This is a genomic window from Chromobacterium sp. Rain0013, assembly GCF_015291765.1.
Taxonomy (GTDB): Bacteria; Pseudomonadota; Gammaproteobacteria; order Burkholderiales; family Chromobacteriaceae; genus Chromobacterium; species Chromobacterium haemolyticum.
In genome coordinates this window covers 1,886,170-1,909,361 of the sequence record NZ_CP031514.1, presented here as the reverse complement: position 1 = coordinate 1,909,361, position 23,192 = coordinate 1,886,170, and the positions used below count along the sequence as shown (strand labels likewise).

At 57.5% G+C, this 23,192-nt stretch carries 32 protein-coding genes and 5 tRNA genes; 19 read left to right on the top strand and 18 right to left on the bottom strand.

The genetic code is table 11. From position 1 onward, the window contains the following. The 3 genes from DXT74_RS09025 to DXT74_RS09015 are packed head-to-tail and all read left to right on the top strand — an operon-like array spanning nucleotide 1 to nucleotide 2,178. On the top strand, nucleotides 1-417 hold the full coding sequence (locus DXT74_RS09025) for a LexA family transcriptional regulator (RefSeq protein ID WP_194427783.1): 417 nt from the start codon (nucleotides 1-3) through the stop codon (nucleotides 415-417). Continuing rightward, nucleotides 378-1,673 carry a Y-family DNA polymerase gene (locus tag DXT74_RS09020; protein WP_194427782.1) on the top strand — a complete coding sequence of 432 codons (1,296 nt, stop codon included), beginning with the start codon at nucleotides 378-380 and terminating at the stop codon, nucleotides 1,671-1,673. Before DXT74_RS09025 ends, DXT74_RS09020 begins: the two co-directional genes overlap by 40 nt. Nucleotides 1,674-1,686: 13 nt before the next feature. After that, nucleotides 1,687-2,178 (top strand): hypothetical protein, encoded by a 492-nt coding sequence (locus tag DXT74_RS09015; protein ID WP_194427781.1) that lies wholly within the window; start codon nucleotides 1,687-1,689, stop codon nucleotides 2,176-2,178. 25 nt (nucleotides 2,179-2,203) lie between these two features. On the opposite strand, the gene DXT74_RS09010 is transcribed toward DXT74_RS09015, so the two are convergent. Continuing rightward, nucleotides 2,204-2,830 (bottom strand): SOS response-associated peptidase, encoded by a 627-nt coding sequence (locus DXT74_RS09010; protein WP_194427780.1) that lies wholly within the window; start codon nucleotides 2,828-2,830, stop codon nucleotides 2,204-2,206. Nucleotides 2,831-2,964: 134 nt separating this feature from the next. On the opposite strand from DXT74_RS09010, the gene DXT74_RS09005 reads away from it, so the two are divergent. The 5 genes from DXT74_RS09005 to DXT74_RS08985 are packed head-to-tail and all read left to right on the top strand — an operon-like array spanning nucleotide 2,965 to nucleotide 5,649. Beyond that, a complete protein-coding gene (locus DXT74_RS09005; protein WP_194427779.1) occupies nucleotides 2,965-3,423 on the top strand; it encodes a hypothetical protein in 459 nt (152 codons plus the stop codon). Between the two features lie 29 nt (nucleotides 3,424-3,452). Then, nucleotides 3,453-3,872 (top strand): hypothetical protein, encoded by a 420-nt coding sequence (locus DXT74_RS09000; protein ID WP_194427778.1) that lies wholly within the window; start codon nucleotides 3,453-3,455, stop codon nucleotides 3,870-3,872. After that, a complete protein-coding gene (locus tag DXT74_RS08995) occupies nucleotides 3,869-4,885 on the top strand; it encodes a hypothetical protein (protein ID WP_194427777.1) in 1,017 nt (338 codons plus the stop codon). Before DXT74_RS09000 ends, DXT74_RS08995 begins: the two co-directional genes overlap by 4 nt. 39 nt (nucleotides 4,886-4,924) lie before the next feature. Further along, nucleotides 4,925-5,233, top strand: a complete 309-nt coding sequence (locus tag DXT74_RS08990) for a type II toxin-antitoxin system MqsR family toxin (protein ID WP_194427776.1) — start codon at nucleotides 4,925-4,927, stop codon at nucleotides 5,231-5,233. Nucleotides 5,234-5,244: 11 nt separating this feature from the next. Beyond that, on the top strand, nucleotides 5,245-5,649 hold the full coding sequence (locus DXT74_RS08985; RefSeq protein WP_194427775.1) for a type II TA system antitoxin MqsA family protein: 405 nt from the start codon (nucleotides 5,245-5,247) through the stop codon (nucleotides 5,647-5,649). A 95-nt stretch (nucleotides 5,650-5,744) separates the two neighbouring features. Here the strand turns inward: DXT74_RS08985 and DXT74_RS08980 are convergent, their stop codons facing one another. The 3 genes from DXT74_RS08980 to DXT74_RS08970 all read right to left on the bottom strand — a co-directional run bounded on the left by DXT74_RS08980 (nucleotide 5,745) and on the right by DXT74_RS08970 (nucleotide 8,107). Further along, the gene (locus tag DXT74_RS08980) at nucleotides 5,745-6,557 is read right to left on the bottom strand and encodes a hypothetical protein (protein WP_196783849.1); all 813 of its coding nucleotides are present in this window, start codon (nucleotides 6,555-6,557) and stop codon (nucleotides 5,745-5,747) included. A gap of 63 nt (nucleotides 6,558-6,620) precedes the next feature. Further along, complete coding sequence (locus tag DXT74_RS08975; RefSeq protein ID WP_194427774.1) at nucleotides 6,621-7,469, bottom strand: hypothetical protein; 849 nt, start codon at nucleotides 7,467-7,469, stop codon at nucleotides 6,621-6,623. 83 nt (nucleotides 7,470-7,552) lie between these two features. Continuing rightward, on the bottom strand, nucleotides 7,553-8,107 hold the full coding sequence (locus DXT74_RS08970) for a PH domain-containing protein (RefSeq protein WP_194427773.1): 555 nt from the start codon (nucleotides 8,105-8,107) through the stop codon (nucleotides 7,553-7,555). 279 nt (nucleotides 8,108-8,386) lie between these two features. Between DXT74_RS08970 and DXT74_RS08965 the strand changes: the two genes are divergently transcribed. Next, nucleotides 8,387-9,133 carry a hypothetical protein gene (locus tag DXT74_RS08965; RefSeq protein WP_194427772.1) on the top strand — a complete coding sequence of 249 codons (747 nt, stop codon included), beginning with the start codon at nucleotides 8,387-8,389 and terminating at the stop codon, nucleotides 9,131-9,133. 57 nt (nucleotides 9,134-9,190) lie between these two features. Here DXT74_RS08965 and DXT74_RS08960 read toward each other — a convergent pair whose 3' ends face one another. The 4 genes from DXT74_RS08960 to DXT74_RS08945 form a co-directional block, all read right to left on the bottom strand. Continuing rightward, the gene (locus DXT74_RS08960; RefSeq protein WP_370551745.1) at nucleotides 9,191-9,388 is read right to left on the bottom strand and encodes a DUF3892 domain-containing protein; all 198 of its coding nucleotides are present in this window, start codon (nucleotides 9,386-9,388) and stop codon (nucleotides 9,191-9,193) included. A 159-nt stretch (nucleotides 9,389-9,547) separates the two neighbouring features. After that, complete coding sequence (locus DXT74_RS08955) at nucleotides 9,548-10,048, bottom strand: hypothetical protein (RefSeq protein WP_194427770.1); 501 nt, start codon at nucleotides 10,046-10,048, stop codon at nucleotides 9,548-9,550. Nucleotides 10,049-10,223: 175 nt separating this feature from the next. Further along, nucleotides 10,224-10,553, bottom strand: a complete 330-nt coding sequence (locus tag DXT74_RS08950; protein ID WP_194427769.1) for a helix-turn-helix domain-containing protein — start codon at nucleotides 10,551-10,553, stop codon at nucleotides 10,224-10,226. 68 nt (nucleotides 10,554-10,621) lie between these two features. Beyond that, on the bottom strand, nucleotides 10,622-10,936 hold the full coding sequence (locus DXT74_RS08945) for a helix-turn-helix domain-containing protein (RefSeq protein WP_162787999.1): 315 nt from the start codon (nucleotides 10,934-10,936) through the stop codon (nucleotides 10,622-10,624). A gap of 81 nt (nucleotides 10,937-11,017) precedes the next feature. On the opposite strand from DXT74_RS08945, the gene DXT74_RS08940 reads away from it, so the two are divergent. The 9 genes from DXT74_RS08940 to DXT74_RS08900 all read left to right on the top strand — a co-directional run bounded on the left by DXT74_RS08940 (nucleotide 11,018) and on the right by DXT74_RS08900 (nucleotide 15,904). Further along, the gene (locus DXT74_RS08940) at nucleotides 11,018-11,233 is read left to right on the top strand and encodes a hypothetical protein (RefSeq protein ID WP_114153384.1); all 216 of its coding nucleotides are present in this window, start codon (nucleotides 11,018-11,020) and stop codon (nucleotides 11,231-11,233) included. A gap of 61 nt (nucleotides 11,234-11,294) precedes the next feature. After that, entirely contained in the window at nucleotides 11,295-11,741 is a 447-nt protein-coding gene (locus tag DXT74_RS08935; RefSeq protein WP_194427768.1) for a YmfL family putative regulatory protein, read from the top strand. Nucleotides 11,742-11,744: 3 nt separating this feature from the next. Beyond that, nucleotides 11,745-11,969 (top strand): ogr/Delta-like zinc finger family protein, encoded by a 225-nt coding sequence (locus tag DXT74_RS08930; protein ID WP_114155420.1) that lies wholly within the window; start codon nucleotides 11,745-11,747, stop codon nucleotides 11,967-11,969. 89 nt (nucleotides 11,970-12,058) lie between these two features. Beyond that, complete coding sequence (locus DXT74_RS08925) at nucleotides 12,059-12,205, top strand: hypothetical protein (protein ID WP_194427767.1); 147 nt, start codon at nucleotides 12,059-12,061, stop codon at nucleotides 12,203-12,205. 10 nt (nucleotides 12,206-12,215) lie between these two features. Next, on the top strand, nucleotides 12,216-12,593 hold the full coding sequence (locus DXT74_RS08920) for a hypothetical protein (RefSeq protein ID WP_194427766.1): 378 nt from the start codon (nucleotides 12,216-12,218) through the stop codon (nucleotides 12,591-12,593). Next, nucleotides 12,590-14,863, top strand: coding sequence for a replication endonuclease (locus DXT74_RS08915; RefSeq protein WP_194427765.1), 2,274 nt, complete (start codon nucleotides 12,590-12,592; stop codon nucleotides 14,861-14,863). The genes DXT74_RS08920 and DXT74_RS08915 overlap by 4 nt, the downstream gene beginning before the upstream one ends. A gap of 13 nt (nucleotides 14,864-14,876) precedes the next feature. Then, nucleotides 14,877-15,104, top strand: a complete 228-nt coding sequence (locus tag DXT74_RS08910) for a hypothetical protein (RefSeq protein WP_194427764.1) — start codon at nucleotides 14,877-14,879, stop codon at nucleotides 15,102-15,104. Continuing rightward, nucleotides 15,101-15,460, top strand: a complete 360-nt coding sequence (locus DXT74_RS08905; RefSeq protein WP_194427763.1) for a hypothetical protein — start codon at nucleotides 15,101-15,103, stop codon at nucleotides 15,458-15,460. Before DXT74_RS08910 ends, DXT74_RS08905 begins: the two co-directional genes overlap by 4 nt. 123 nt (nucleotides 15,461-15,583) lie before the next feature. After that, entirely contained in the window at nucleotides 15,584-15,904 is a 321-nt protein-coding gene (locus DXT74_RS08900) for a helix-turn-helix domain-containing protein (RefSeq protein WP_196783848.1), read from the top strand. A gap of 18 nt (nucleotides 15,905-15,922) precedes the next feature. Here the strand turns inward: DXT74_RS08900 and DXT74_RS08895 are convergent, their stop codons facing one another. From DXT74_RS08895 to DXT74_RS08850, 10 genes are all read right to left on the bottom strand, one after another. Continuing rightward, nucleotides 15,923-16,633, bottom strand: a complete 711-nt coding sequence (locus DXT74_RS08895) for a hypothetical protein (protein ID WP_194427762.1) — start codon at nucleotides 16,631-16,633, stop codon at nucleotides 15,923-15,925. A gap of 4 nt (nucleotides 16,634-16,637) precedes the next feature. Next, complete coding sequence (locus DXT74_RS08890; RefSeq protein ID WP_194427761.1) at nucleotides 16,638-17,813, bottom strand: site-specific integrase; 1,176 nt, start codon at nucleotides 17,811-17,813, stop codon at nucleotides 16,638-16,640. Nucleotides 17,814-17,978: 165 nt separating this feature from the next. Continuing rightward, nucleotides 17,979-18,052 (bottom strand) — tRNA-Cys (locus DXT74_RS08885). Between the two features lie 41 nt (nucleotides 18,053-18,093). Then, a tRNA-Gly gene (locus tag DXT74_RS08880) sits at nucleotides 18,094-18,169 on the bottom strand. Nucleotides 18,170-18,199: 30 nt separating this feature from the next. Continuing rightward, nucleotides 18,200-18,275 (bottom strand) — tRNA-Gly (locus DXT74_RS08875). 26 nt (nucleotides 18,276-18,301) lie between these two features. After that, nucleotides 18,302-18,377, bottom strand: a tRNA-Gly gene (locus DXT74_RS08870). 26 nt (nucleotides 18,378-18,403) lie between these two features. After that, nucleotides 18,404-18,479, bottom strand: a tRNA-Gly gene (locus DXT74_RS08865). Between the two features lie 98 nt (nucleotides 18,480-18,577). Next, on the bottom strand, nucleotides 18,578-19,159 hold the full coding sequence (gene pgsA, locus DXT74_RS08860) for a CDP-diacylglycerol--glycerol-3-phosphate 3-phosphatidyltransferase (protein ID WP_019100077.1): 582 nt from the start codon (nucleotides 19,157-19,159) through the stop codon (nucleotides 18,578-18,580). Nucleotides 19,160-19,271: 112 nt separating this feature from the next. Next, complete coding sequence (uvrC, locus tag DXT74_RS08855; protein ID WP_043637721.1) at nucleotides 19,272-21,077, bottom strand: excinuclease ABC subunit UvrC; 1,806 nt, start codon at nucleotides 21,075-21,077, stop codon at nucleotides 19,272-19,274. Further along, nucleotides 21,078-21,512 (bottom strand): DUF4124 domain-containing protein, encoded by a 435-nt coding sequence (locus tag DXT74_RS08850; protein WP_194427760.1) that lies wholly within the window; start codon nucleotides 21,510-21,512, stop codon nucleotides 21,078-21,080. It abuts the gene before it with no gap. 161 nt (nucleotides 21,513-21,673) lie between these two features. Between DXT74_RS08850 and guaB the strand changes: the two genes are divergently transcribed. Continuing rightward, a complete protein-coding gene (gene guaB / locus DXT74_RS08845) occupies nucleotides 21,674-23,137 on the top strand; it encodes an IMP dehydrogenase (RefSeq protein WP_194427759.1) in 1,464 nt (487 codons plus the stop codon). Nucleotides 23,138-23,192: the final 55 nt, after the last annotated feature.

Sequence of the window (23,192 nt, the reverse complement as noted above, 5' to 3'; positions counted from 1 at the left end):
ATGACAATTCATTGCATCCGTCCGGGCGGTTTGCCGCTGCTCGTTGCCGGCGTGCCGGTGCGCGCCGGCTTCCCGTCGCCGGCTGACGACTATCTCGACGACGCCATCAGTCTGGACGCCTACCTGATCGCCGACCCGGCCGCCACCTTCCTTGTGCGCGTGCGCGGCGACTCCATGCGCGGCGCCGGCATCGACGAGGGCGATTTGCTGGTGGTGGACAAGGGGCTGACGCCCAATCATGGCGACATCGTCATCGCCGTCGTCGATGGCGAATTCACCGTCAAAAGACTTCACAGCCTGCGCGGCCGCTGCGCGCTGATTGCCGAGAACCCCGCCTACCCGCCCATCAAGCTGGCAGATGGTCAGGAGCTGCAGGTATGGGGCGTGGTGCGCGGCTGCGTGAAGAGGTTCCGCTGATGTTCGCCCTGGTGGATGGCAACTCCTTCTATGCGTCCTGCGAGCGGGTATTCCGCCCCGACCTCGCCGGCAAACCCATCGTGGTGCTGAGCAACAACGACGGCTGCGTCGTCGCGGCCAGCGCGGAAGCCAAGGCCTTGGGCCTGAAAATGTTCGGGCCGTTCTTCGAGATCGCCGGGCTCTGTCGACGGCACAAGGTGGCGGTGTTCTCAAGCAACTACGCGCTCTACGGCGACATGAGCCACCGCATGATGCGCGTGCTGTCCGAGTTCGCGGCGGAACAGGAAGTTTATTCCATCGACGAATGCTTCCTGGGCATGACCGGCATGCCGGATCTGGACAGCCACGGCCACCGCATCCGGCAAGCCGTTCTGCAGCGCGTGGGCATCCCTACATGCGTCGGCTTCGGCACGTCGAAGACGCTGGCCAAGCTGGCGAACCGAGTCGCAAAGAAGCGCAGCGAATGGGGCGGTGTGTTCGCCTGGGACTGGTTGAGCACGGCCGAGGCGGACACGCTGATGGGGGAAATGCCTGTCGGCGACATCTGGGGGATTGGCTGCCGGCTGACCGAAAAGCTGGGCGCGATGGGCATCACCACCGCGCTGCAACTCAAGCGTGCCGACCCGCGCCGCATCAAGCGGCAGTTTAGTGTCGTGGTGGAACGGACAGTGCAGGAACTGAACGGCGTCAGCTGTTTGGCCCTGGAAGACGTGGCGCCGGCCAAGCAGCAGATCATCGCAAGCAGATCATTCAGCGAGAAAGTCACCGACCTGGCCACCCTCGCCGCCTCCGTCGCTCACCACGCCGCGCGCGGTGCCGAGAAGCTGCGCCAGCAGCACAGCGTGGCCAAGCTGGTTGCGGTGCAGATCATGACCAGCCCGTTTGCCGACACGCCACAATACCGCCCCTATATCGTCGTGCCACTTGTCCAGCCGAGTAGCGACACACTGCTGATCACGCGGGCGGCGCTGGCCGGCTTGTGCCACGTTTACCGGCCCGGCTTCCGATATCACAAGGCCGGCATCATGCTGCTGGAGATCGGCGACGAAGGCGTGCAGCAGTCGGACCTGTTCGCCGCGCCGCCGGACCCGCGCCGCGCGCGGCTGATGGAGGCAATGGACAAGATCAACCGGGATTGGGGGCGCGGCACGCTGCGCACCGCCGCCGAGCGACTGACGGCGGACTGGCATATGCGCCAGGATCTTCGCTCGCCATGCTACTCCACGCGGATTGATCAGCTGCTAGTTGTGCAGTGATTCAATCAAGCGGATGGGCACCCTTGAGCAATTTGCGGCTCTCAAGCACAATTCATTTGACATGCAAAAGAAAGGGATTGCCATGCAGTCACATGAAGATTTTAAGCAAAAACTAAGTCAAATACGTGAATCATCAAAACAGCGTTATATGATTGAATGCTGGAGTAAAGCACGATGGAGGGCTCTTGCTTGGGGAGTCGCATCAGGCATATCGGTCCCGATGGCATTTATTAGCTTCATTGCCTCTCATGCATGGTGGTCAGTAGGGTTCCTGATATTTTCTATAGTGGCATTTACGTTGGCGGACAGCGCAATACATGCTGCCTCAGATCTGTCAAAGCGCCAAGATCGCATTTATTTTACTGACTGCTTAAATATAGTAGAAAATGAAAGTGAAATGGAGATTGTCGGTCTTAACTTCATGCCACTGATAATGAATTTGAATAACGAAATTTTAGAATTAAGAAATAAATTAGAAGACGAAAAATATTCCAATACCGAATAAACCTTTGGAAAACCGTCATCCAAATTTATTGTAAAAGTGGCTTAAATTCTGGTACCGCTAGCATCCGCTCCGCCGGGAACGGCGTCAGGAAAGTGCGTGCCAGCTCCGGCTCTGTGCACCCCAGCCATGCCGGATACTGCGCCGGCGGCAGGATCACCAGCGAGCGCTTCTCGTCGCCTGGCTTGTGCATACGCCGCATTAGCGGGTGATCATCGGCGTTGATCGTGATCTGCGTGAAGGCATGCGAGACACCGCCGTCCGGCTCCTGCCACTCTCGCCACATGCCGGCCACCGCAAACGGCTCGCCGCTGGCCAAGCTGATGCGGGTGCGCACCGCTTTGCCGGTCTCATAGCACGGTTCGAAAAAAGCCTGCATCGGCACCAGGCAAAGCTGGCACCGGCGCCACGCGCCTTTATATGTCGGCTTCTCCCCTATCGTCTCGGCGCGCGCGTTCATGGTTGTGAAGCGAACGCCAGCCGGCAGATGGCGCTTAGGCACGAAGCCATAGGATGCCAGCAACAGGCCGCCGACGGTGATGATGGGCGCCGCATAGTCCTGCCAGGTTTCGGCGCGCCACTCCATACCGGCGGCGTCCAGGCCGAAGCCATCGAGCAACTGGCGGTGAGTGGGTGGGGTGAAATTGACGCACATGATGTCACTATAGCAAGCCATGTCATTGTATTTTTGCAACACATGCCACGAAGCAAGCAGGTTTATTGATTATGGCCTTGCTATCTTGAATTACGTAATACATAATTCAAGCAACAAAACACACGGAGCAGGACATGGAACTGTTTCACACCTCGCCGGAAGCCATCAGCCAGATCAATGCCCACGGTCGCTATGGCTCGTTCCTGTTCTTCTCCAGCCATGTTTATGCAATGACCGCCGGCAGCTTCAAGGCTTACTCCATCGAACTGGACGAATCGGAATGCATCGGCGCCGGCGAACTGTTCTATCACGACGACGCCGCCAAGCTGGAAGACCTGGTAGCAGAGCTGGCCACCCGCTACGGGATTGACGAAGACGCCGCTGAGGCGCTGATCGATGAATCGAAATCCATCTACGATATCGAGTCCAATGTTGAGCCGGAAGACCTGGGCGGCGCCGCTTGGGACATCCAGCACGCCACCGCCCGCGCCGCCGCTCTGCTGGGCTTCCGTGCGGTGCGCGTGTCCGACGAACAAGGCGCAAGCTATATGGTGGATATGCTGGGCCGTGAGCAAGATTTGAAGGCGATCTAGGCATTCAGTCAAAACGACAGGGAAAGATCATGAACTATCAGAACTTGAAGGAAGCCATCCTGGCCGTGGAGGAAAACAATAAACTCAATGACGCTAAGTGGAGCGACTGGCCCTTTGCGACAGATATCGGCGAAGTGTATGGAATTGAACTGGACAAAGAAGACATAGCAATATTGCAACGGGCGATCGAAAGCGAGGGGGCCAGCATACAAGCCGATATGGAGGCCGCCGAGCGCGCAGAGTACGGGCAGAATTTTGCGCCGGCGTGGTATGCCAAGAATCACGGCGGCGCTCGCCCTGGAGCCGGCCGCAAGTCATCGGATAACCCAGCAAAGTCTGGCAGCATCCGCTTGACTCCGGAGCGCTGGGATAAACTGCGGGCGCTGGGCATGGAATGGCTCAGCAACCAGATCGACGCGGCCACCCTGCCGGAAAGCGGACGAAAATGAAGGCCACATGGACGCCGGATGAAATAGCCCTCCTCCGCCAGCACTACCGGCGTATGCCAGCTGAAAAGTTACAAGCGCTCTTGCAGCGCTCGGCGCCGGCCATCCGAGCGAAGGCCAATAGCCTGGGTCTGTCAGGGGGCAGGCACCGTCCAGTCAGTCAGATCGAGTGGACGGAAGATGAGCTGGCCTTGCTGGGGAAGGTGCCCGATGCTGAGCTTGGCAAATTGAAGGGGGTAAGCCTGGACGTGGTGAGGCGAAAGCGAGTTAGCCTCAACATCCCGGCTACAGTGCCTGTGGTGTGGCATCAGTGGACTGACGAGGAAGCCGCGCAGTTGGGGACCATGCCCGATGCGAGTCTGGGCAAGAAACTAGGCCGATCCTTGGGGGCGGTTAGAGCCCAGCGTTTGCGACTTGGCATCCCTGCGTTTGCTCCGCACACAAAGTGGACACCGGAAATGGATGCCTTGCTCGGCAAAAGCAGCGACAAAACCGTGGCGCATAAGTTGAGCGTGAGTCTTGACCTCGTCAGACAGCGGCGATCCCGCCTCGGGATTCCCGCACACCCCGAATCGCAGACAGCGCTCCACTGGCCGGCATCCATTTTGGAGAGGCTCGGGTCTGTCAAAGATAGCGTGCTGGCAAGAGAGGCAGGCATTCCCGCTCGCACCATCACCCGCAAGCGCAAACAGTTGGGCATTCCGCGCTACCGCACATCGAAGAAACCGCGGCCGCTCCCGGCAAGCGTCAGGCCAGAATGGCGCACCGTCATGGATTTGAGCCAGCCGGAGTTCTACCGCGTCATGTCCGATCTCCACCGGTCGATGACCGGCCGGCCGCTGACCCACGCAGTTCTGTCCGAGCTATGCCTGTGGTCCATCAGCCGGCTGCAAAAATGGTTCACCCCCGGCAGCGCCCAGCAGCCGCTGGCACTGCCGGTCAGGCATCACATCTGGCTGGCGATGTGCCAACTCGGTGAGTTGAAAGAGTTGACGAAGTCAGCAAAGTTGGCATAGTGGATTGATAAAACTAACGGATTCCGTTAGTATTGAGACATGGAAAAACGCACCGCTCACTATTCTTTGGACGAAATTAAAGCTGCGGTGCAGGCTCGCGGCGTGCTCTGTTTCACCAGAACCGCGCGAACCGGTTTTGTTGAGTTGGGCTTGAGCGAAGCGGAAGCCCTGGCCGTAGTGCAGTTGATTGGCCGGCGGGACTTCAACAAGTCGATGACAACCCATCTAGACCACACTGTATGGCAGGACGTGTACAAACCCATAACCCCATGTGGGCGGGCTTACGTCAAATTCACCCTGCGCGCGGATGGCGCCATCGTTATTTCGTTCAAGGCGTGCGAGGAGTAAAGGAGAACATCATGGCGCATCATTGCCTGAATTGCGAAGCGGCCGAGATGGTTCTTGAAACCAAGGATGTCACGGTCTCCTACAAACATTTATCCGCGGTAGTGCCGGCGGTGACGGGCTGGCATTGTCCGCATTGCGGTGAAATCGAGTTCACCGACGAGGCCAGTTCGCGCCGCCACATGGACGCGCTGCAGGAGCTGGCCCAGCGTCAGCGCGCCGAAACACGCTTCTTTGTGAAGGCCACCCGGCAAAAGCTCAAGCTGACCCAGGCGGCGGCGGCCAAAATATTTGGCGGCGGCGTCAATGCGTTCAGCGAGTATGAGCGCGGCGTGACGCAACCGCCAATGGCAACCATCAAGCTGTTGAAGGTACTGGACAAGCACCCGGACTTGCTTCGGGAAGTGGCTGAAGCCTGATTGAAAGCCCCGCTGCTGTGGGGCTTTTGTTTTGCTACGACGACAAGCCACACCACCAGCGAAGCCGCGGCTTTGTTAGTCCACCATATGGTGCGTCAGAACATCCCGCTCGCATGAGAAATATACAGCGTGGCCCTTACGATCCAATACAGGGTGCCAATCCCGCCAACAAACAGGAAAAAGACCAACAGGGCTCTCACTGGCAGGGAGTAATGCCGCACCACTTGAAAGCGGACATTCATGGCGGGGCCATCCTTCGAGCGGATGCCAGCCAAGACAGGCATAGTGCTATGACTCAACAGCTGAATTTGTAGCCATTCTTTCGGCCCGAGGGAGCCAACATTGATTGTGTGGGTTCCGTCTTCCGCCACTGCTTCGCTGTAGTCACGGCGAGGGTGTAGCTGGAAATGATCCACCTTGGTCTCGTGCATTATCTGTACGTCATCAGCAGTCTTGCTTCCAAGATTTTGCACTGTCAATGTTGAGGTTTTGATAAGTAATGGATTTGGGGGCTGTTGCATCGGTATCGAAAACATAAAGTCGTGCGGTATCCACCAGCCCAGCTTTGCCCCCGGCTCCAACCAGCGCTGGACCCCCCAAATCAGTAAGCTAATAAAGCCCGTAATGATCGCGCTTAACAGCTTGTCCGAAAGTAATTCGCCCCACTGCATGATGCCCTCCTTCTCGCTTGTACTTCTCTGCCCGCTATTCGTTTGTATCGTGTAGTAGCTTGTTTGTGGTTGCTGTGGAAGACCTGGCCGCTCTAGCTGTGCCACAACAGCAGGCATCCCGTCAGCAGCACCCCGGCCAGCCAGGTGAGCTGCATCACCGTCCGGCCGTAACGGCGCGCGAAAGCCGGCTAGAGAATAGGCCAGCCAGTAAAGTGGCGTCAAAAAATCGAGCGACATCTTTCTATTCTCCCTTGAATACCCGTTGAGACCTGTCTTAGAACCGCCAAGACAATCCTAAAACTAAACTATATAGGGCAGCAGGTTGATGTTGTTTGGATTGCTCTTGAATTTATCAAGATCAGATTGCGCTTCTTTTATTTGAGCAAGCCATTGCCTAATTTCCATGACATCCTTGGAGACATTGATAAAATCAGACGCTGTACTCGTTTGTAAATCTATCTTCTGCAAGGAACTAAGAGCATTCTTCGCTAGCAGATACACTTTATGTTCTTCAAAAGCAAAACATTTTGCGTTCGCCAAATAGCCAATAATTTCAGATACCTGCCTTTGCGGAAATTCTTTAGTTTTTTTCTCAGCCTCAAACTCTTCGTCTGTAAGTCTTCTGGTATGGTGCACCGCATAATCAGAACGGTTCGCCATCGCCTTCAAATAACCAACAACCTTATCACCTTGCTCAATTGAGTTTTTAAACTCACCACGAGCAATCATAAAATTCCTTGCCTCCTGCTTGATGCACTCCACCAAACCAACATAGGTCTCAACATCATTTTTCAAATTTTGAATATAATTAAACGCCTCTAAATGGCGAATTTTATTCTTAGCCAACTTAACATGAGCAATGAAGTTTTCTGGATCAAAGTCACGCCCACAGATATTTCCAATATTAGACACCCGCCCTGATTTAAGACGAATAACATAGCCTGTCCCATGCGGCTGACTGCAACCCAATTTCTGACAGGGGGTTCGCTTGTTGTCTCTTAACTTATAAAAGGCCGATATTGAAGATATCTCATCTTCACCAGGGTCAATACGTTCCGTGTAACCTGGAATTTGCCTAATATCCTCCATATTATCGTAGATAACGAAATCATCGAGATTGCCACGAAACTGTTCTGCCGGCACTTTCATTTGGTTCCCCCATCACTTCAGATACACAGACAGCTATCCAGCTCCTACTTTTAGGAGTTCAAAAGTAAAGCATGATTGCTCTCTTAAATAGAGCTCAGGATGCGGGCTTTCTGTTCGGCAAACTCTGCATCAGTGATCAGTCCCTTGTCTTTCATCACACTGAGCTTCTCAAGCCGAGCCACTGGATCGGCTCCCGAAGAGGCAACTTGTGGTTGGTGATGCTTCCGTGCATTAATCGCGTCCCGCACCTTGTTGGTAAACGGCACCACGGTCTTTTTCCAGACATTGTCTATCTTGCGCTCGGATGCGCCATCCTGGATCAGGATCTTGCCAAACAGCAAGCCAGTACTTCCAGATACAGAATTAACCTTGTCCAGCTCAATCGCGGTTTGCTTCAGACCAAAAATCATCCCTTTATCAAGAAACAGAATGCGGTGATCGGTCAGCACAATCAGCCAAGTGTTGCCGTCCATGATGCCGGAGGTGAACGCCAGCACCTGCTCCCCATCGGCCAACACCTCCGGCAAGTGGTTCAGCTCCTTCTTGGTAAAAAACTGATCGTCGCCAATCTCTTTGGCGATACGGTCGTATTCCGCCTTGAGCGCTTCTTTGGGGGCGGTTTTGAAATCAAAGGCCATCGTGTTTCATTCCTTGAACGTATTGGTGATGGATCTGCAGACAAGATGCCATCGAACATGCCCCGCCAGCAGACAGGCTGGACGACAGAAAGTGGCAGCCGTCTGCCTTATCGTGGACGACCACAGCGCCTCCCTGAGCTCATTCTGAAGTCTCGCGCCATTGACGCGCATGCATGACCATGAGTTAAGCCATCATTGTACAAAATGTTATTCACATAGAGCTAATTTGTTTCAAGATGTAAAATGGGAGCCCGATAAGAACTTCAAGATGCCTTCGCAATGAAAAACCTGCTCATATTGATTGCGGCCATAGTCGTGGCCGTGGTGGTCTGGAAGCTGTTAAGCAAGTGGCTGCGCGGTAAGCAATATCATGGCGCGGTGGTCGTATCGCTCAGCGGGATCGCCACGGCGCTCTCCTTCTTGCTGACCGTGGGTATCCTCGCGCCGGAGCCGGACACGAAGACAGAAGCCAAGGTAGAGGCTCAGGCCAAAAACAAGGCCGAGCCGATGGTAGCCGCACCCGCAGCCAAGCCCGAGGTCAAGCCGGCCGCACAGCCCACGCCGCCACCCGAAAAGGTAGCCCAGCAAAAGACGCTTGGCCTCTCCACCGCCAAACTGGTGGGCGAAATCGAGATAGCCAAGCGCGAAGACTCCCCGCTGCGGGATGGCACGCGCCGGGAAATCTTGACCATCAACAAGATCATGACCTTGGAGGCTATTGGCGAGCCCCACAACCTCAGCCGCTACACCCTGGTCTTTGGCGTGCCCAATGACGACAATGCATCGCTGATGCTCAACGCCGTCACTGCCGCGGCGATGTTCGCCAACACCTATCCCGAGTGGAATGGCAAAAAGGACAATGCGGTCAATTGGTTCACCAGCGCGATGCGCAAGCTGACCAAGAATGTCCAGAAAAACCGGGATGAGCCGACACCGGTCAAGCTAGAGCGAAACGGCAAGACGGTGGAGCTCAGCGCCGTCCCTGCCCTGGGCATGATCTTTCTGTCGGTAGAACCGAAAGAGTAAGACTTAGGAAATACAAAACGCCCGGTGCAATGCCGGGCGTTGGTGGTTTCCTGTTGACTAAATGCGTGGCAAGGAAAGCAAGTTATTGGTCAGTAGTCCGTCCGCATAGGTTTTCAGGTACTTGGGGGAGGCGTTGACCACGTACAACTCAACCTCTTTGCCGCCTTCCAACACATACAGCGAGTTTTGTGGGTTGGTCAAAAACCACACCTCTTCCAGCATGTCAATCTCCGTACCGTCATCGAGCCTCAACAAACTGATTCGTTTTTTCTTGCCGTTATTTTCATCTTTTGGGATTTACAAATATGGAGCAATAACAACCACAACATAGCTAGCAGTCGCGCACCATAACAATAAACATTGAAATACAACTCGCTTAAAAATTACGATTCACCACCAACCCAAACAAGCGCCCTAAAAAATGAAAAAATGTCTTTCACTATCCAGACAATCAGCTGAATAAGTACCATAATACACACCATTAAATGCCACGCCAAAAATATAACATACATCAGAAAATATTTGATTTGCAACCAAGGACATTTCCCTTATTGCCCTCCACAAAAAATCCCAATCAAAATCACGACTACCACTTAAAACCTGATATAAAAACCCCCCAGCATCACTCAAATATAAAGTTATGTGCAACGCCTCTCTGGGATAATGGCCAGCATACCATGTTGTTTGCGTCAGTGATGAAGCACTTGCATTTAAACCAGCCCCCCCAAAGTCATTTAAATGGTAATGTCGCCTGAGGTAGTCGTAATGAAGAGGAGTTACTTCAGCATAATTACTTGGTAATACATTAAATCCATTCTGCCCAAATGCAATTCCACACCACTGACCATTAACAGAGACAAATGGACTTGCAAGCAAGGCAGGTCTAACTCTGAAATTTCTCACAAGATCTCCCATTTAAATTTTGTCACAATGTCATTGTCAGTAAAAATAATATCTCGTACTCGCACTGCTCCGCTGTGTTTGGTGATATTGCGACAAACGCCCAAACAAATTAGCACAATGGCATTTATCAAATCACAAAACAAAACGCCCGCACAAGTGCGGGCGATGGCATTGACTCTGAAACTGACTATTCTGCCAGGTTTTGATGGATCTGCTGCATCACCCCGAGGGCCAGGCGCTGGCCGTGCGGGTCCAGTTGCTGGAACTGGTTCAGAAGGGTGTGGGCTTCAGGTGACAGTTTCGAGTCGTCGCGCTTGCCGGTGATGATGTAGGCGACATCGAAGCCAGCGGAATAGAGTTTCGAGAGCACTTCGGCATTGGGGGTGCAGGTTCCTTTTTCGTATGAGAAATACGAGCCATAACTTATCCCTGCTGCTTTAGCTGCATCCATCTGGATCATATCCAGTCTGCTGCGCTCTTGTTTCAACCGATCTGAAATTGACAAGCTACGCTCCATCACTGCCCTGCTGAGACACCCCAAAAGCTAACGAATTTAATTCCACATCCAGCCCACATCCTGCGGACTTAGCTGTGGGCCTTGTTGTAGGCCTGCATCACATCAGAAATGAAGTGCTTGCCGCGCTCATCAAGCTGAGAAAAGGAAGCAAGGACAGCGCTCTCTTCTGGGGAAAGATCAGAACTGTTGCGTTGTGCGGTCAAGATGTAAAGCACATCAAACCCAGCAGAAGCCCAGAGCGCAAGACACTCTCCGTTGGGCCAGCGGTCCCCACGCTCATAGCCTTGATATGCAGTAAAACCAATTCCGCCGGCTTTTGCAGCTTCGGTCTGAGTCAGCTTTAGGCGTGATCTTTCTTCGCGCAATCGGGTAGCGATACTCACAAATACGAGTCCAATAGTTGACACACTCGCCAAAGCGAGTAACATTTACACATAACTCACATTCTTGAGAGTGTAACTCACATGCAAAACGCCGAACAGACAGCACGCCCGCGCCGCGCTTACGGTCCGCGCGGGACTTCCAAGGTCAAGCCGGTGCAGATGCGCCTGCTGCAAGCAGAACGCAGCGAGTTCGATCAGGCCATCGCGGACACCGGTTATTCCGAAAGCAAGCTGGCCCGCGACATCTACCTGCTGGGCCTGGCCGCCTGGAAAGCCAGCCGCGCCGGCCATGTTTGAACTGTAGCCAAGCCGCCGCGGCCTGGAAACCACAAGACCTCTAGATTTTTGGTGATACCCGATGGACAACTTCAGAAATTGCTACCAACAGATGTGCAAGGGCATGCCCGGCGGATGGCCGGCGATGGCCGCCGCGCTGGGGATCACCAAGGACGCGCTGGAGAACCGCGTTTACGAGCGCCGGGGCCAAGAAGTCAGCCTGCATGAGGCGATGCAGATGCAGGCCTTCCACGGCTCCACGCTGTTTGCCGAGGCGGTGGCGATGGACAGCGGCGGCGTGTTTGTGCGCATGCCGGATGCGGCCCGGGTGGACAACGAGGAAATCCAGACCCTGTACATGGAGCTGGTGGAAGACGTGGCGCGGCTGGCGCGCGAGTGGCGCGAGGCCACCCGCGACGGCGAGGTGGACAGCCGCGAGCGCCGCCGCCTGGAGCGCATCCAGCACGATATCTGCGCAAAGACGGTGCAGATGAACGAGCTGACCTTTCAGTTGTTTTGCCGGAGCTGAGGCATGGCGTACCCGTGCAAATACTGCGGCTTTGTCTCCTACGCGCGCACCAGCCGGATGCTGACGGAAACGGTGAGGGAAACCTACTACCAGTGCGGCGATTACGAGAACTGCGGCAAGCCGTTCAAAACCTATAGCGAGTCCTGCGCCATCGAGCATAAGCGCACGCGCCTGGGCTTGAGAACGCCGATTGACGATAGGCAGCTGGAGCTGCCCGGCCTCGCCTGACGAGCTGATTTAACCCCGTTCCCCCTTGCAAAAAAATCGCACCCACGCGGCGCGAGGGGGCTTTTTACGCCCAAAAACTGGAGAACCCCATGAAAAAGCTGCGTTACGTCCGCTTCCAAAACGGCACCGGCTGCTACACCGCGCCGCTGCGCCAGCCGGCTGGCAACGGCCCGGCCATCGCCGCCGCCCTGGTGCTGGCGCTGTTGGTGGTGCTCCAGTTCACCCTGCCCGTCTGAGGAAACCGTCATGTCCTACGCCGCATTCCAGCAGGCCCGCCAGCGGCTGGCCGCCCAAACAGAAGACCGCCGCGCGGTCCAGCACTTGCAGTCGGTGCGTGCCTTGCAGTCCAAGGTGCTGACACTGGCGCAGTTGGAGGCCATCGCCGATATGCAAGACGGGCTCAAAGTGATGGCCGGGGTGCGCGAGCAGATCGTCCGCATGGCTGCGCTGCATCGCCTGCCGCTGGCCGGCCTGGGCCTGGGCATGACGGGGATGGGGCAGCTTTGGTATCAGTTGGAAACCCTGCTGGCGGAGAGCGAGCACGCCGCGGCGCGGCTGGCCGCCGGTGCTGTAGACGTGGAAGCGCCGGCAGCGCTGCCGCATAGCCAGGACGCAGCCGCATGACATCCAAGATGCCGGAGCTGAGCCACCTGCCGGACAGCTGGGCGCAGGCCAAGATTGGCCACTTTCCGCGCCACTTGCAGCGGGCGGTGCGCCGCAACTGGCTGCGCCGGCGCAACCGCAACCTCACCGGCCGCAAGGGCGTACTGGACGATGGCCGCGAGGCGGAGGCGAACAACTACCTGCGCGAGCTGGTGGGCCGTTTCCCGGCCAAGGCGCTGGAGCTTGGCGCCAGCGAAAGCCAGCTGGTGGAATACGCCAAGGCCAAGGCCAGCCAGGCCGAAGCGCTGCACCGAGACGGCGCCAGCATGGAAGACCTGGAGCGCTTCTGCAGCGAGCACGGCATTGCGCTGCCCAACGCGGACACTGACGGCGGCATCAAGCTGCGCCTGGCTTGCTCGCTGTGGTGGCGCCGGAACCTGCGCCGTGTGAACGCCCGCAAGGCGGAAGCCTTGTCTATCGCCTTGGGCCTGGTCCACAAACGCCATGCGCTGTACGCCAGCCACGACGCGGTGACGCGCCGTCGCGAGCAAAAGCGCCGCAACCGTGCGTTGCTGGAGGCGCTGACCGCCATCAATGAGCTGGGCGAGGAATTCAACCTGGCCGACGTGGCCGACGCCGGCATGAGCAATCCGCGCATCCGCCGCGCCGAGCTGATGTGTCGCATCGCGGGTTTCGAGCATATCGCCATCGGCCTGGAGCTGGCCGGCGAGTTCATCACTCTTACTGCCCCCAGCCGTTTCCACCCACGGGTGGCGGCCAGCGGTCAACGCAATCCCCATTACGACGGCGTTAGCACGCCCACCGATACCCGGGATTACCTGGGCGGGGTGTGGTCACGCATTGGCGCCAGCCTGGCGCGCGCCGACATCAAGATATTCGGCTTCCGGGTGGCGGAGCCGCATCACGACGGCACGCCGCACTATCACGGCTTGTTCTTCATGAAGCCTGAGCATGTGCGCGAGTTTCGCCGCATCGTGGCGCGTCATGCGGTGCGCGAGGACCGCCAGGAGCTGGGCCTGCGCTACGCGCTGACGAGGGCCGACGCCATGGCCATGGCGCGTAAGCAAAAGGCCGCCGGCGCCAAGGAACCGCTGGCCAAACTGGCGGAGGCCATCGGCTGGGAGAAGGCCTTCTGGAACGGCAAGCGTTCGCGCTGGGTGTGGAAGGCCATCAAGGCCCGTGTGGACTTCAAGCGCATTGATTGGAGCCGGGGCACCGCTGCCGGCTACATCGCCAAATACATCGCCAAGAACGTGGACGGCACCCGGCAAGACGGGTTTTCCATCGGCCAGGACTATGAAGCCGTTGGCGGCCGGCCGGATGGCGACGACGGCCTGACGCTGGCCGAGGATTACGCCACCGATGCCACCGTTACCGCCCAGCGCGTGGACGCCTGGGCCAGCACTTGGGGCATTCGTCAGTTTCAGCAAGTGGGCGGCCCGCCGGTGGGCGTGTGGCGCGAGCTGCGCCGTATTGACTACGCGGACGCCGAGGACGTGCTGATGCGCGCCGCCGCCGCGGCGGACGCCGGCAACTGGGGGCGTTTCGTCGAGGTGATGGGCGGCCATGAGGCCAGCCGCAAGAACATGCCGCTGCGGCTGGCCAAGGACAGCGCGCCGGCCACCAACCGCTACGGCGAGCCGGGACAGAAGCGGCTGTTTGGTGTTGTTGAAGTGGACGGCGGGCAGCTGGCGGTGACTCGGATGCACACATGGGAAATCAAGCGCGGGGTTGGGATTTTAGGGCGCGAAAGCGTCCCTTGGACTCGTGTCAATAACTCTACGGAAACGAAATTCACCCCGATTCCGGCCCAGCCGGGCGACGCCCAGCGCATCGCGGCCGAAGCGGCGGAGATGGACATCTACATGAGCACGCGGCCGGAGGACGACGCTTTTCTGCCGGAAGCCGAAAACCGCGCCCGCCAGCAGCGAGGCCGCGCCGCTCAGCGGCAGTTCCAGCAACAGATCAGCGAGTTCATGCGCTTTGCCGACGACTGGGTGCAGCAAGCACAGCAGCAGGCGGAGCGGAAGCGCGCCGACACCGTGCTGCGCCTGACCAGCCAGCGCCTGACCAAGCGCTTCAAGCGCATGGCGCCGGCGGCCGGCCTGGAACACATCAACGAAATCCGCATGGCCGCCCTGCTGCAAAGCCAGGACGCGCCACGGCCGGGCGCCCGCTGGCGCGCCGAGGGCGGCAGCAGCAAGCCCATCGCCCGCCAACTGAACAACGCAATCGACCGCGCGCGGAAGTTCACCGCTCGGGTCCAGTGAGGAGGAAGGGAACATGCAGCTAGAAGTGTATGGGCCGAGCAGGTATGAAATGGCCGGCCTGCTGATCGAGCAAGGCAAAGAGGTGAATAGTCGTCGCGACTGTCTGGCGCGTGTCGTGTGCCTGCAGCTTATCGATGAAGGTGGATACGACGAAGCGTTACAGCAGTTTCAGCAAGCGTATGCGGAGTCCCGCGAAAAGTGGGGCCGGTGCAAACAACTCTTGGGGATGGATCAGATATGAACGTGCAAACCAATCTCTACACCCGCCTGGTGCAAGCCGCAACCGGCAAATTCCGCGCCGAGCTGGACGCGGTCAACGGCCAGCTTCACAACATCGACCGCGCCGAACGCATCGCCCGACGCCTTCGCGACATCGAGCTGGACGCCACGGCCGAGGCTGGCCCGGGCGCTGTCCCGTTCATCGTGTTGCGCTTGCCGATTGACCTGCTGCAGCTGCAAGGCAACGTCATCGCCCTGGTGCGCAACACCCTGGAGCGCCAGCTGGTGCAAAACGGCCGCGACAGCCAAGGCCGCGACTGCTTCCAGATCCTGGACGAAGAGCGCGCCAGCCTGGCCATGGTGGTGGAGCCCATCTAAACCCCGGCCGCAACCGCGGCCATAGGCGAGCGGCCAGCCCAATCAACTGGGGTGCGCCGTTCTCTGATAAGCCGGCAAGGCCGCTCGCCTATGGCCGCCAGGGAATTGATGAAGGAAAAGACGATGAAAGAAACGCTGAATCTCGACGAAGCCGCCGGCCTGATGAATATCGGCACGGAAACGGCCAGGGAGCTGGCGGACAAGGGTGCGCTACCCGGTTGCAAGGTAGGCGTGGCCTGGGTGTTTCTCCGCGATGATGTGCTGGGTTATCTGCGCGATGAGGTTCGGAGACAAACAAATGAGCGCATTGCCCGAGCAGAAGCCATTAAATTGATAAGCAATGGCACGCAGCCGCGCGTCAAAACTGCAGCAAAAGCTGCAGGAACAAGCAATAACCATCGACGTCACCGGCCTGATCTAGATGCGCTGGAGAATGCCACTTAAAGTTAAGAGAGGTTGAGCTTACTCCAAAAACCCCTCAACCTTTTTCATACACAAATTTATATCACTAATTCTATTTAATCTAAGTTGAACAACATGCCCATCGACGCCACTTTCTCTACATTTATCAGCATACAAATAAGCAAGATCACACTGCTGCCTAATATTTCTCACCCTTGTACCAAAATAGGAGTCAGATCTAGCAACATACTTAACACCATATTCATTCTGAACATTCAAAAGACAATTAGCCCAGGTTCCAAACTCCATGTTGTTATATACAAGAAGCTCCTTTCCATTTGAAAGGTTTAACGTTATATCTTGAAAATGAGACACTATTTGTGAGCCTATAATTTGTGGATTAAATACTCCTATTTGAGAAAGGATTTTTTTCAATTCATTAGCAACAAACCCAGAGGAGTACTTCTCCGTCACAAGTGAAACAACCATATCAGTTGATGACTTTAGCTCTTGAAAGGAATCTGCTCTGTTAAGCTCTTTAACACGTTCAAGAGCATCCATTCTTGACTGTTTGTTCAAATAGTATATTGTCAAAACAGTCGCAAGGGGCGATGCTACAGCGCCCACACCTGAAATCATGGCAAAAAAACTGGCCCATTTATCATTTTCAACTAAAAGAGAGCCATCGAAATAATGTCTATAAAAGAAAACAAAAATCAAAAAGGGTAAAGAGGTTACAAAGCCGACAAGAAATAAATAGCGATTTTTCATAAATTTACCAAAGTTGATTAGCCAAATCACTTCCGCGCAGATTTGCATATCGCGCCAACATTCTCGGATCTTTATGGCCCGTAATTTTTGCAATTTGTAGATCAGACAATTTGGTCCTCTCAAAAATACGACTTGTCGCCTCGTGCCTCAAGTCATGGAAGCCGAAGTCCACACATCTAGCCGCCTCGAAAATCCGCGCGTACTGCCGCGAAAGCAAGGCGGTGGTCTGCTTTAAAGCCATGGGGCTGTCGTTGCCATTCCACCATGGTAGCAGTCGACCGCCGTCAAACTTCCAGCCAGCCATCCCACGTTCGCCAGTGTCTACCTGCAAGCGGTATCGCGCCAACGCCCCCAGCGCAATGGACGTCAAGGGCACCTGTCGCTTGTCCCCGTTCTTGGTCTTATCCAAAAAGATGGTTCGGCGTTCAGTGTCGATCTGATCCAGCGTCAAGGTGTACATCTCGCGCAAGCGCATACCGGTTTCAATCGCTAGTTCGAACAGCAGCTCAATCGCCCCTTGCCAGCGCAACGCAAGGGCGCGCTGGCGGCCCTTCGGCTTCTGGCCATCCATGATGCCACGCACGGCCTTTTCTTCATCTGGCGCCAACCGCCTGTCCCGCCATTCATCAACCGGCACTTGTACCGCCTTCCCCTCCTTTGCTGTCGCGCGGAGCACTGCGGCATCGGCGTCGTTGTAGGTTGCGTAGCGCTTGGGCAGTAGTCGCAGCGGGTTGGTGACAAATGTGCTGTTCGGTCGTCGGGTAAGGTGGTCAAAACAGCGGGCCAGCGAGCCTACATAGTGACGGATGGTGGAAGGCGAGAGCTTTGCATCTTGCTTCATGCTGCGAACCCAGCTTTCCGCCCATGAGTAGTTGACCGTGCGCAGCTCAATCTCGCCCACCTTGCCGGCTAACGTGGCCAGCACGGGCTTGTCGGACTCCGCAACGGCGACCTGCACTAGATAGTCGCGGATCGCATCGCGGATGGTCGCTATGTCCGGTTTCTCGTTGAGCAGCTCGGGCGGCACAATGCCGCGGTCCAGCAGTGCTTCCAACCTGGCGCAGTAATTGTCGCCCTCCTCCTCTCGTTCGAAGGTGAGGGATACGGGGCGCGGCAAGACGCCTTTGCGGCGGACGATGAACTCCCAGGAACCACTGGGGCGCTGACGTTTTGTGGCCATGCAAACTCGCGTAGTCGGCAAAAACTATAGTCTACGCGTGGTTTACCGCTCTAAGCGAGTGGTTAAGGGCCGAAAAGGACGGGGAAAAGCTAGGATTTCGGTGGTTGACAGCAAGGGCCAGACAAAGCAAAAGCCCCGTAAGTCTTTGACTTACGGGGCTTTAACTGGAGGCGGGGGTCGGAATCGAACCGGCGTAGACGGATTTGCAATCCGCTGCATAACCACTTTGCTACCCCGCCGTTACCGGCGAACTGTCAGCTTACGCTGACCGTTGTGAATTTGGAGCGGGAAACGAGGCTCGAACTCGCGACCTCAACCTTGGCAAGGTTGCGCTCTACCAACTGAGCTATTCCCGCAGGGTACGGCAACAACAAGCATGTGGACGTTGGAGCGGGAAACGAGGCTCGAACTCGCGACCTCAACCTTGGCAAGGTTGCGCTCTACCAACTGAGCTATTCCCGCGTCGCACAATGCTATTGCAGAAGTTTTGGAGCGGGAAACGAGGCTCGAACTCGCGACCTCAACCTTGGCAAGGTTGCGCTCTACCAACTGAGCTATTCCCGCGTCGCATAACGCTATTGCAGAGGATTTGGAGCGGGAAACGAGGCTCGAACTCGCGACCTCAACCTTGGCAAGGTTGCGCTCTACCAACTGAGCTATTCCCGCATTCAAAACTGCTGCAACACTTCTGCTTTCTCTTCGCTGCTGCTGGAGCAGCGCTGAGAGATGCGAATTATAAGGATTTATCAGGCACTGTCAACACTTCAAACATCAATTTTTTTCCCGGAAAACTCCTTGGCGGCCATCCGAAGATAATAAACCATTGACCACAAAGTCAAAATCACCGCCAAAACCATGAAGGCGTTGCCCAAAATTAATGTGGAGACGCCGGGAAGCAGCGGCCCGGCATAGAGCAGCAATAGAATCGCCACCATCTGCGCCGTGGTTTTGAGCTTGCCGATATAGGCCACCGCCACGCTCTTGCGGGTGCCCATTTCCGCCATCCATTCGCGCAGCGCGGAAATCGCGATCTCGCGGCCGATGATGATCATCGCCATCCAGCCCTCGGTGCGCCCCATCTGAACCAGCAGGATCAAGGCCGCGGCGACGATCAGCTTGTCCGCCACCGGGTCCAGGAAGGCGCCGAAGGCCGAGGTCTGCCCCAGCTTGCGCGCCAGGTAGCCATCCAGCCAATCGGTGATCGCCGCCAATGCGAAGATGGCGGCGCCTACCTGATTGCGGCTTTGCAGCAGCAGAACGGAATCCGGCAAAAAGAAAACCGCTACGCAGATAGGGATCAGGGCAACCCTGAGCCAGGTCAGGAATATCGGCAAATTGAAGGGCATCGGTGTCAGTAATCTTATTGTTTGCGGCTCGGTCAAAAACTGCGCGCTCGCCCCAAGCCACAACGGGACGCACAGCGATGGTTACAGTGTATAAACGATGGCGCGCCGGCAATCAATGCAGCGCGTTGTAAATCTTCTCCGCCAGCGTGCGACTGATGCCGTCCACCTGAGCCAGGTCGTCCATGCTGGCGGCGGCCACGCCGCGCAGGCCGCCAAAACGCATCAGCAGCTGTTGCCGCCGCTTGGCCCCCACCCCCGGAATCTCCTCCAATGTGGACGCGGTGCGCGCCTTGGCGCGCCGCGCGCGGTGGCCGGTGATAGCGAAGCGGTGGGCCTCGTCGCGCACCGTCTGGATCAAATGCAGCGCAGGATGGTCCTGCCTCAACTGCAGGCTCTTGTCCAGATACGGCAGGATCAACGTTTCCAGGCCCGGCTTGCGCTCTTCGCCCTTGGCGATGCCGACGATGGGCAGGTTCAGGCCGATTTCGGCGAACACCTCCAAGGCCACGCCCACCTGCCCTTTGCCGCCGTCGATGAACACGGCATCCGGCAATTTGCCCTCTCCCGCCGCCAGCTTGCCGTAGCGACGTGACAGAACTTCGCGCATCGCGGCGTAATCGTCGCCGGGCTTGGCGGTTTCAATATTGTAGCGCCGGTATTCGCTTGGCTGCATCGCGCCCTTATCGTAGATCACGCAGGAAGCCACCGTGGCTTCTCCCATCGTGTGACTGATATCGAAGCATTCAAAGCGGCCGGCGCCCTCCAACTCCAATACCTCGTTGAGCTGGGCCAGCCGCTGGTTCTGGGTGGCTTTGCTGTTGGCCCGCTGCATGATGGCCAGCTCGGCGTTCTTTTCCGCCATTTCTAGCCATACCCGCCGCTCCCCTATGGGGTTGCTGGCGATGGCCAGCTTGCGCTCGGCTTGCCGCTCCAGATGCTGACGCAAGGTATCGGAAATTTCGCCGTTGATGATGATGGCCGGCGGCAAGGGCGCGCCCAGATAATGCTGGGCCAGGAAGGCCTCCAGGCTGTCCGCCAGTTCGCCTTCCTCCCCGCTGACCGGGAAAAAGCTCTTGTCGCCCAAATGACGGCCGCCGCGAATCATCACCAGATTGACGCAAAGCATGCCTTCCCGCTGTACCGCGGCCACCACGTCGCAATCTTGCTGGCTGGAGTTGCTGGAAACGAACTGCTTCTCCTGCACCCGCGCCAGCGCCTGAATCTGGTCTCGCAGCTCCGCCGCCTGCTCGAACTCCATCGCCTCGGCCGCTGCCATCATGCGCTGGGTCAAACCGTCGATCAGCTCGCTCTGGCGGCCTTGCAGGAAAGCCACCGCGCTGGCCACGTCGCGCGCGTAGTCTTCCTTGGAGACATGATCAACGCAAGGCCCGGAGCAGCGCTTGATCTGATACAGCAAACAGGGGCGGGAACGGTTGGCGAACACCGCGTCTTCGCAGGTGCGAAGCCGGAACACTTTTTGCAGGATCTGGATGCTCTCGCGCACCGCGTAGCCGTTGGGATACGGGCCGAAATACTGGTTCGGACGCTTGGGGTCGCCGCGGTAATAGGCCATCTGCGGAAAGGCGTGGCCGGTCAACATCAGATAGGGATAGGACTTGTCGTCGCGAAACAGAATGTTGTAACGCGGCGTCAATGCCTTGATCAGATTGTTTTCCAGGATCAGCGCTTCCGCTTCGGAGCGCGTAACCGTGGTTTCAATGTCGGCGATCTGGCGCACCATCAGCTGGATGCGCGGCGACTGGTCGTTCTTCTGAAAGTAGGAACTGACCCGCCGTTTCAAATCGATGGCTTTGCCGACATAAAGCACGCTGCCCGACGCATCGAGCATTCGATACACGCCGGGCAGATTGGGTAGGGAAACCAATACCGCCTTGTAGTCAAAAACCGTTTTCGCCACTTATTTTCCACACCAGATCTGCACATTGGCCTGCGCCTGGGCGATCAGTTCATTGCGCTGGGCGTCCGAGGCCAGCGCATTGGAACCCGGCATGCGGATGCGGCTATTGGTCTGCACCGTGGCCAGTTGAGTGCGGGCGTTCTGGCAATTCTGCTCGCGGATCTTGGCGTTGGCCTCCGCGACCTTGGCATTCTCCGCTGCGATCCTGGCGTTTTCCCCGCTCGCGTCCTTGTCCGCGGCCTTTTTGCTTTCCTTGACCGGCGCCGAGGCGGGCGCCGGCGCGCGCGTATTCATGCGGCGGGCGTTGACGCTGGGCGGCGGCTGATCCGAGTACACGGTTTTTCCGGTCTCGTCCTTCCATACATAGACTTCCGCGCTGGCGGCGGAGGAGCCCAGCAAAGCCAGCAAAAAGGTCCATACTAAGGTTGACTTCATCATCGACTCCCTGACCCGAATTGCGCTGCAGATACTCAAATTGTAAGGCCTGCGCGGCCGGTCGGCAAAAAGGTAACAGGGTTGCGGGCGGAAAGCCCGTTTTTTTGCAATAGCGGCAATGCCTCGGTATAATGCCGCTTTGCCGCAAAGGAAACGCCAAGATGCGTATCATCGAGAAAGCCTATACTTTCGACGACGTTCTCCTCGTCCCGGCCCACTCTGAAGTTCTGCCGCGCGACGTAGTCCTCTCCACCAAGCTTACCCGCAACATCACCCTGAACCTGCCCTTGGTGTCCGCCGCCATGGACACGGTAACCGAAGCCCGTCTTGCCATCGCCATGGCTCAAGAAGGCGGTATCGGCATCGTGCACAAAAACATGGACCCCGCGAAACAAGCCAGCGAAGTGTCCAAGGTGAAACGCCATGAAAGCGGCGTGGTCAAGGATCCCATCACCATCGCCCCGGACATGCTGGTGCGCGACTTGGTGCTGCTGACCCGCCACCACAAGATTTCCGGCCTGCCGGTGATCGAAAACGGCAAGGTGGTCGGCATCGTCACCAACCGCGACCTGCGCTTCGAGACCCGCCTGGACCAGACCGTCGGCTCCATCATGACCCCGCGCGAGCGTCTGATCACCGTCAAGGAAGGCGCCAGCATCGACGAGGCCCGCGAGTTGATGCACACCCACCGCCTGGAGCGCGTGCTGGTGATCAACGACGTCTGGGAGTTGAAGGGCCTGATCACGGTCAAGGACATCATCAAGACCAGCGAGCACCCCAACGCCAATAAAGACAGCCAGGGCCGTCTGCGCGTGGGCGCGGCCGTCGGCACCGGCGGAGACACCGAAGAGCGCGTGATCGCGCTGGTGAAGGCCGGCGTGGACGTGATCGTGGTCGATACCGCCCACGGCCACAGCCAGGGCGTGATTGAGCGCGTGCGTTGGGTGAAGAAGAATTTCCCGCAAGTGGACGTGATCGGCGGCAACATCGCCACCGCCGCCGCCGCGATGGCGCTGGTTGACGCTGGCGCCGACGGCGTCAAGGTCGGCATCGGCCCCGGCTCCATCTGCACCACCCGCATCGTAGCCGGCGTGGGCGTGCCGCAGCTGACCGCCATCCACAATGTATCCGAGGCGCTGAAAGGCACCGGCGTGCCGATGATCGCCGATGGCGGCATCCGCTTCTCCGGCGACATCTCCAAGGCGCTGGCCGCAGGCGGCAACTGCGTGATGCTGGGCGGCATGTTCGCCGGCACCGAGGAAGCCCCCGGCGAAGTCGAGCTGTTCCAGGGCCGCTCCTACAAGTCCTACCGCGGCATGGGCAGCCTGGGCGCGATGAGCCAGGGCTCGTCCGACCGCTACTTCCAGGACAACGAAGGCAATGTGGAAAAGCTGGTGCCGGAAGGCATCGAAGGCCGCGTACCGTACAAGGGCTCCATCGGCCAGGTGATCCACCAGTTGGTGGGCGGCCTGCGCTCCTCGATGGGCTACCTTGGCTGCGCCACCATCGCCGACATGCACGCCAAAGCGGAATTCGTGGAAATCACCTCCGCCGGCATCCAGGAATCTCACGTCCACGACGTGCAGATCACCAAGGAAGCGCCGAACTACCACGTATCCCGCTAAGAATCTGTTTACGATCTGCTGCGCGTCGGCGATACGGCGTTGAAAACAACTTCGA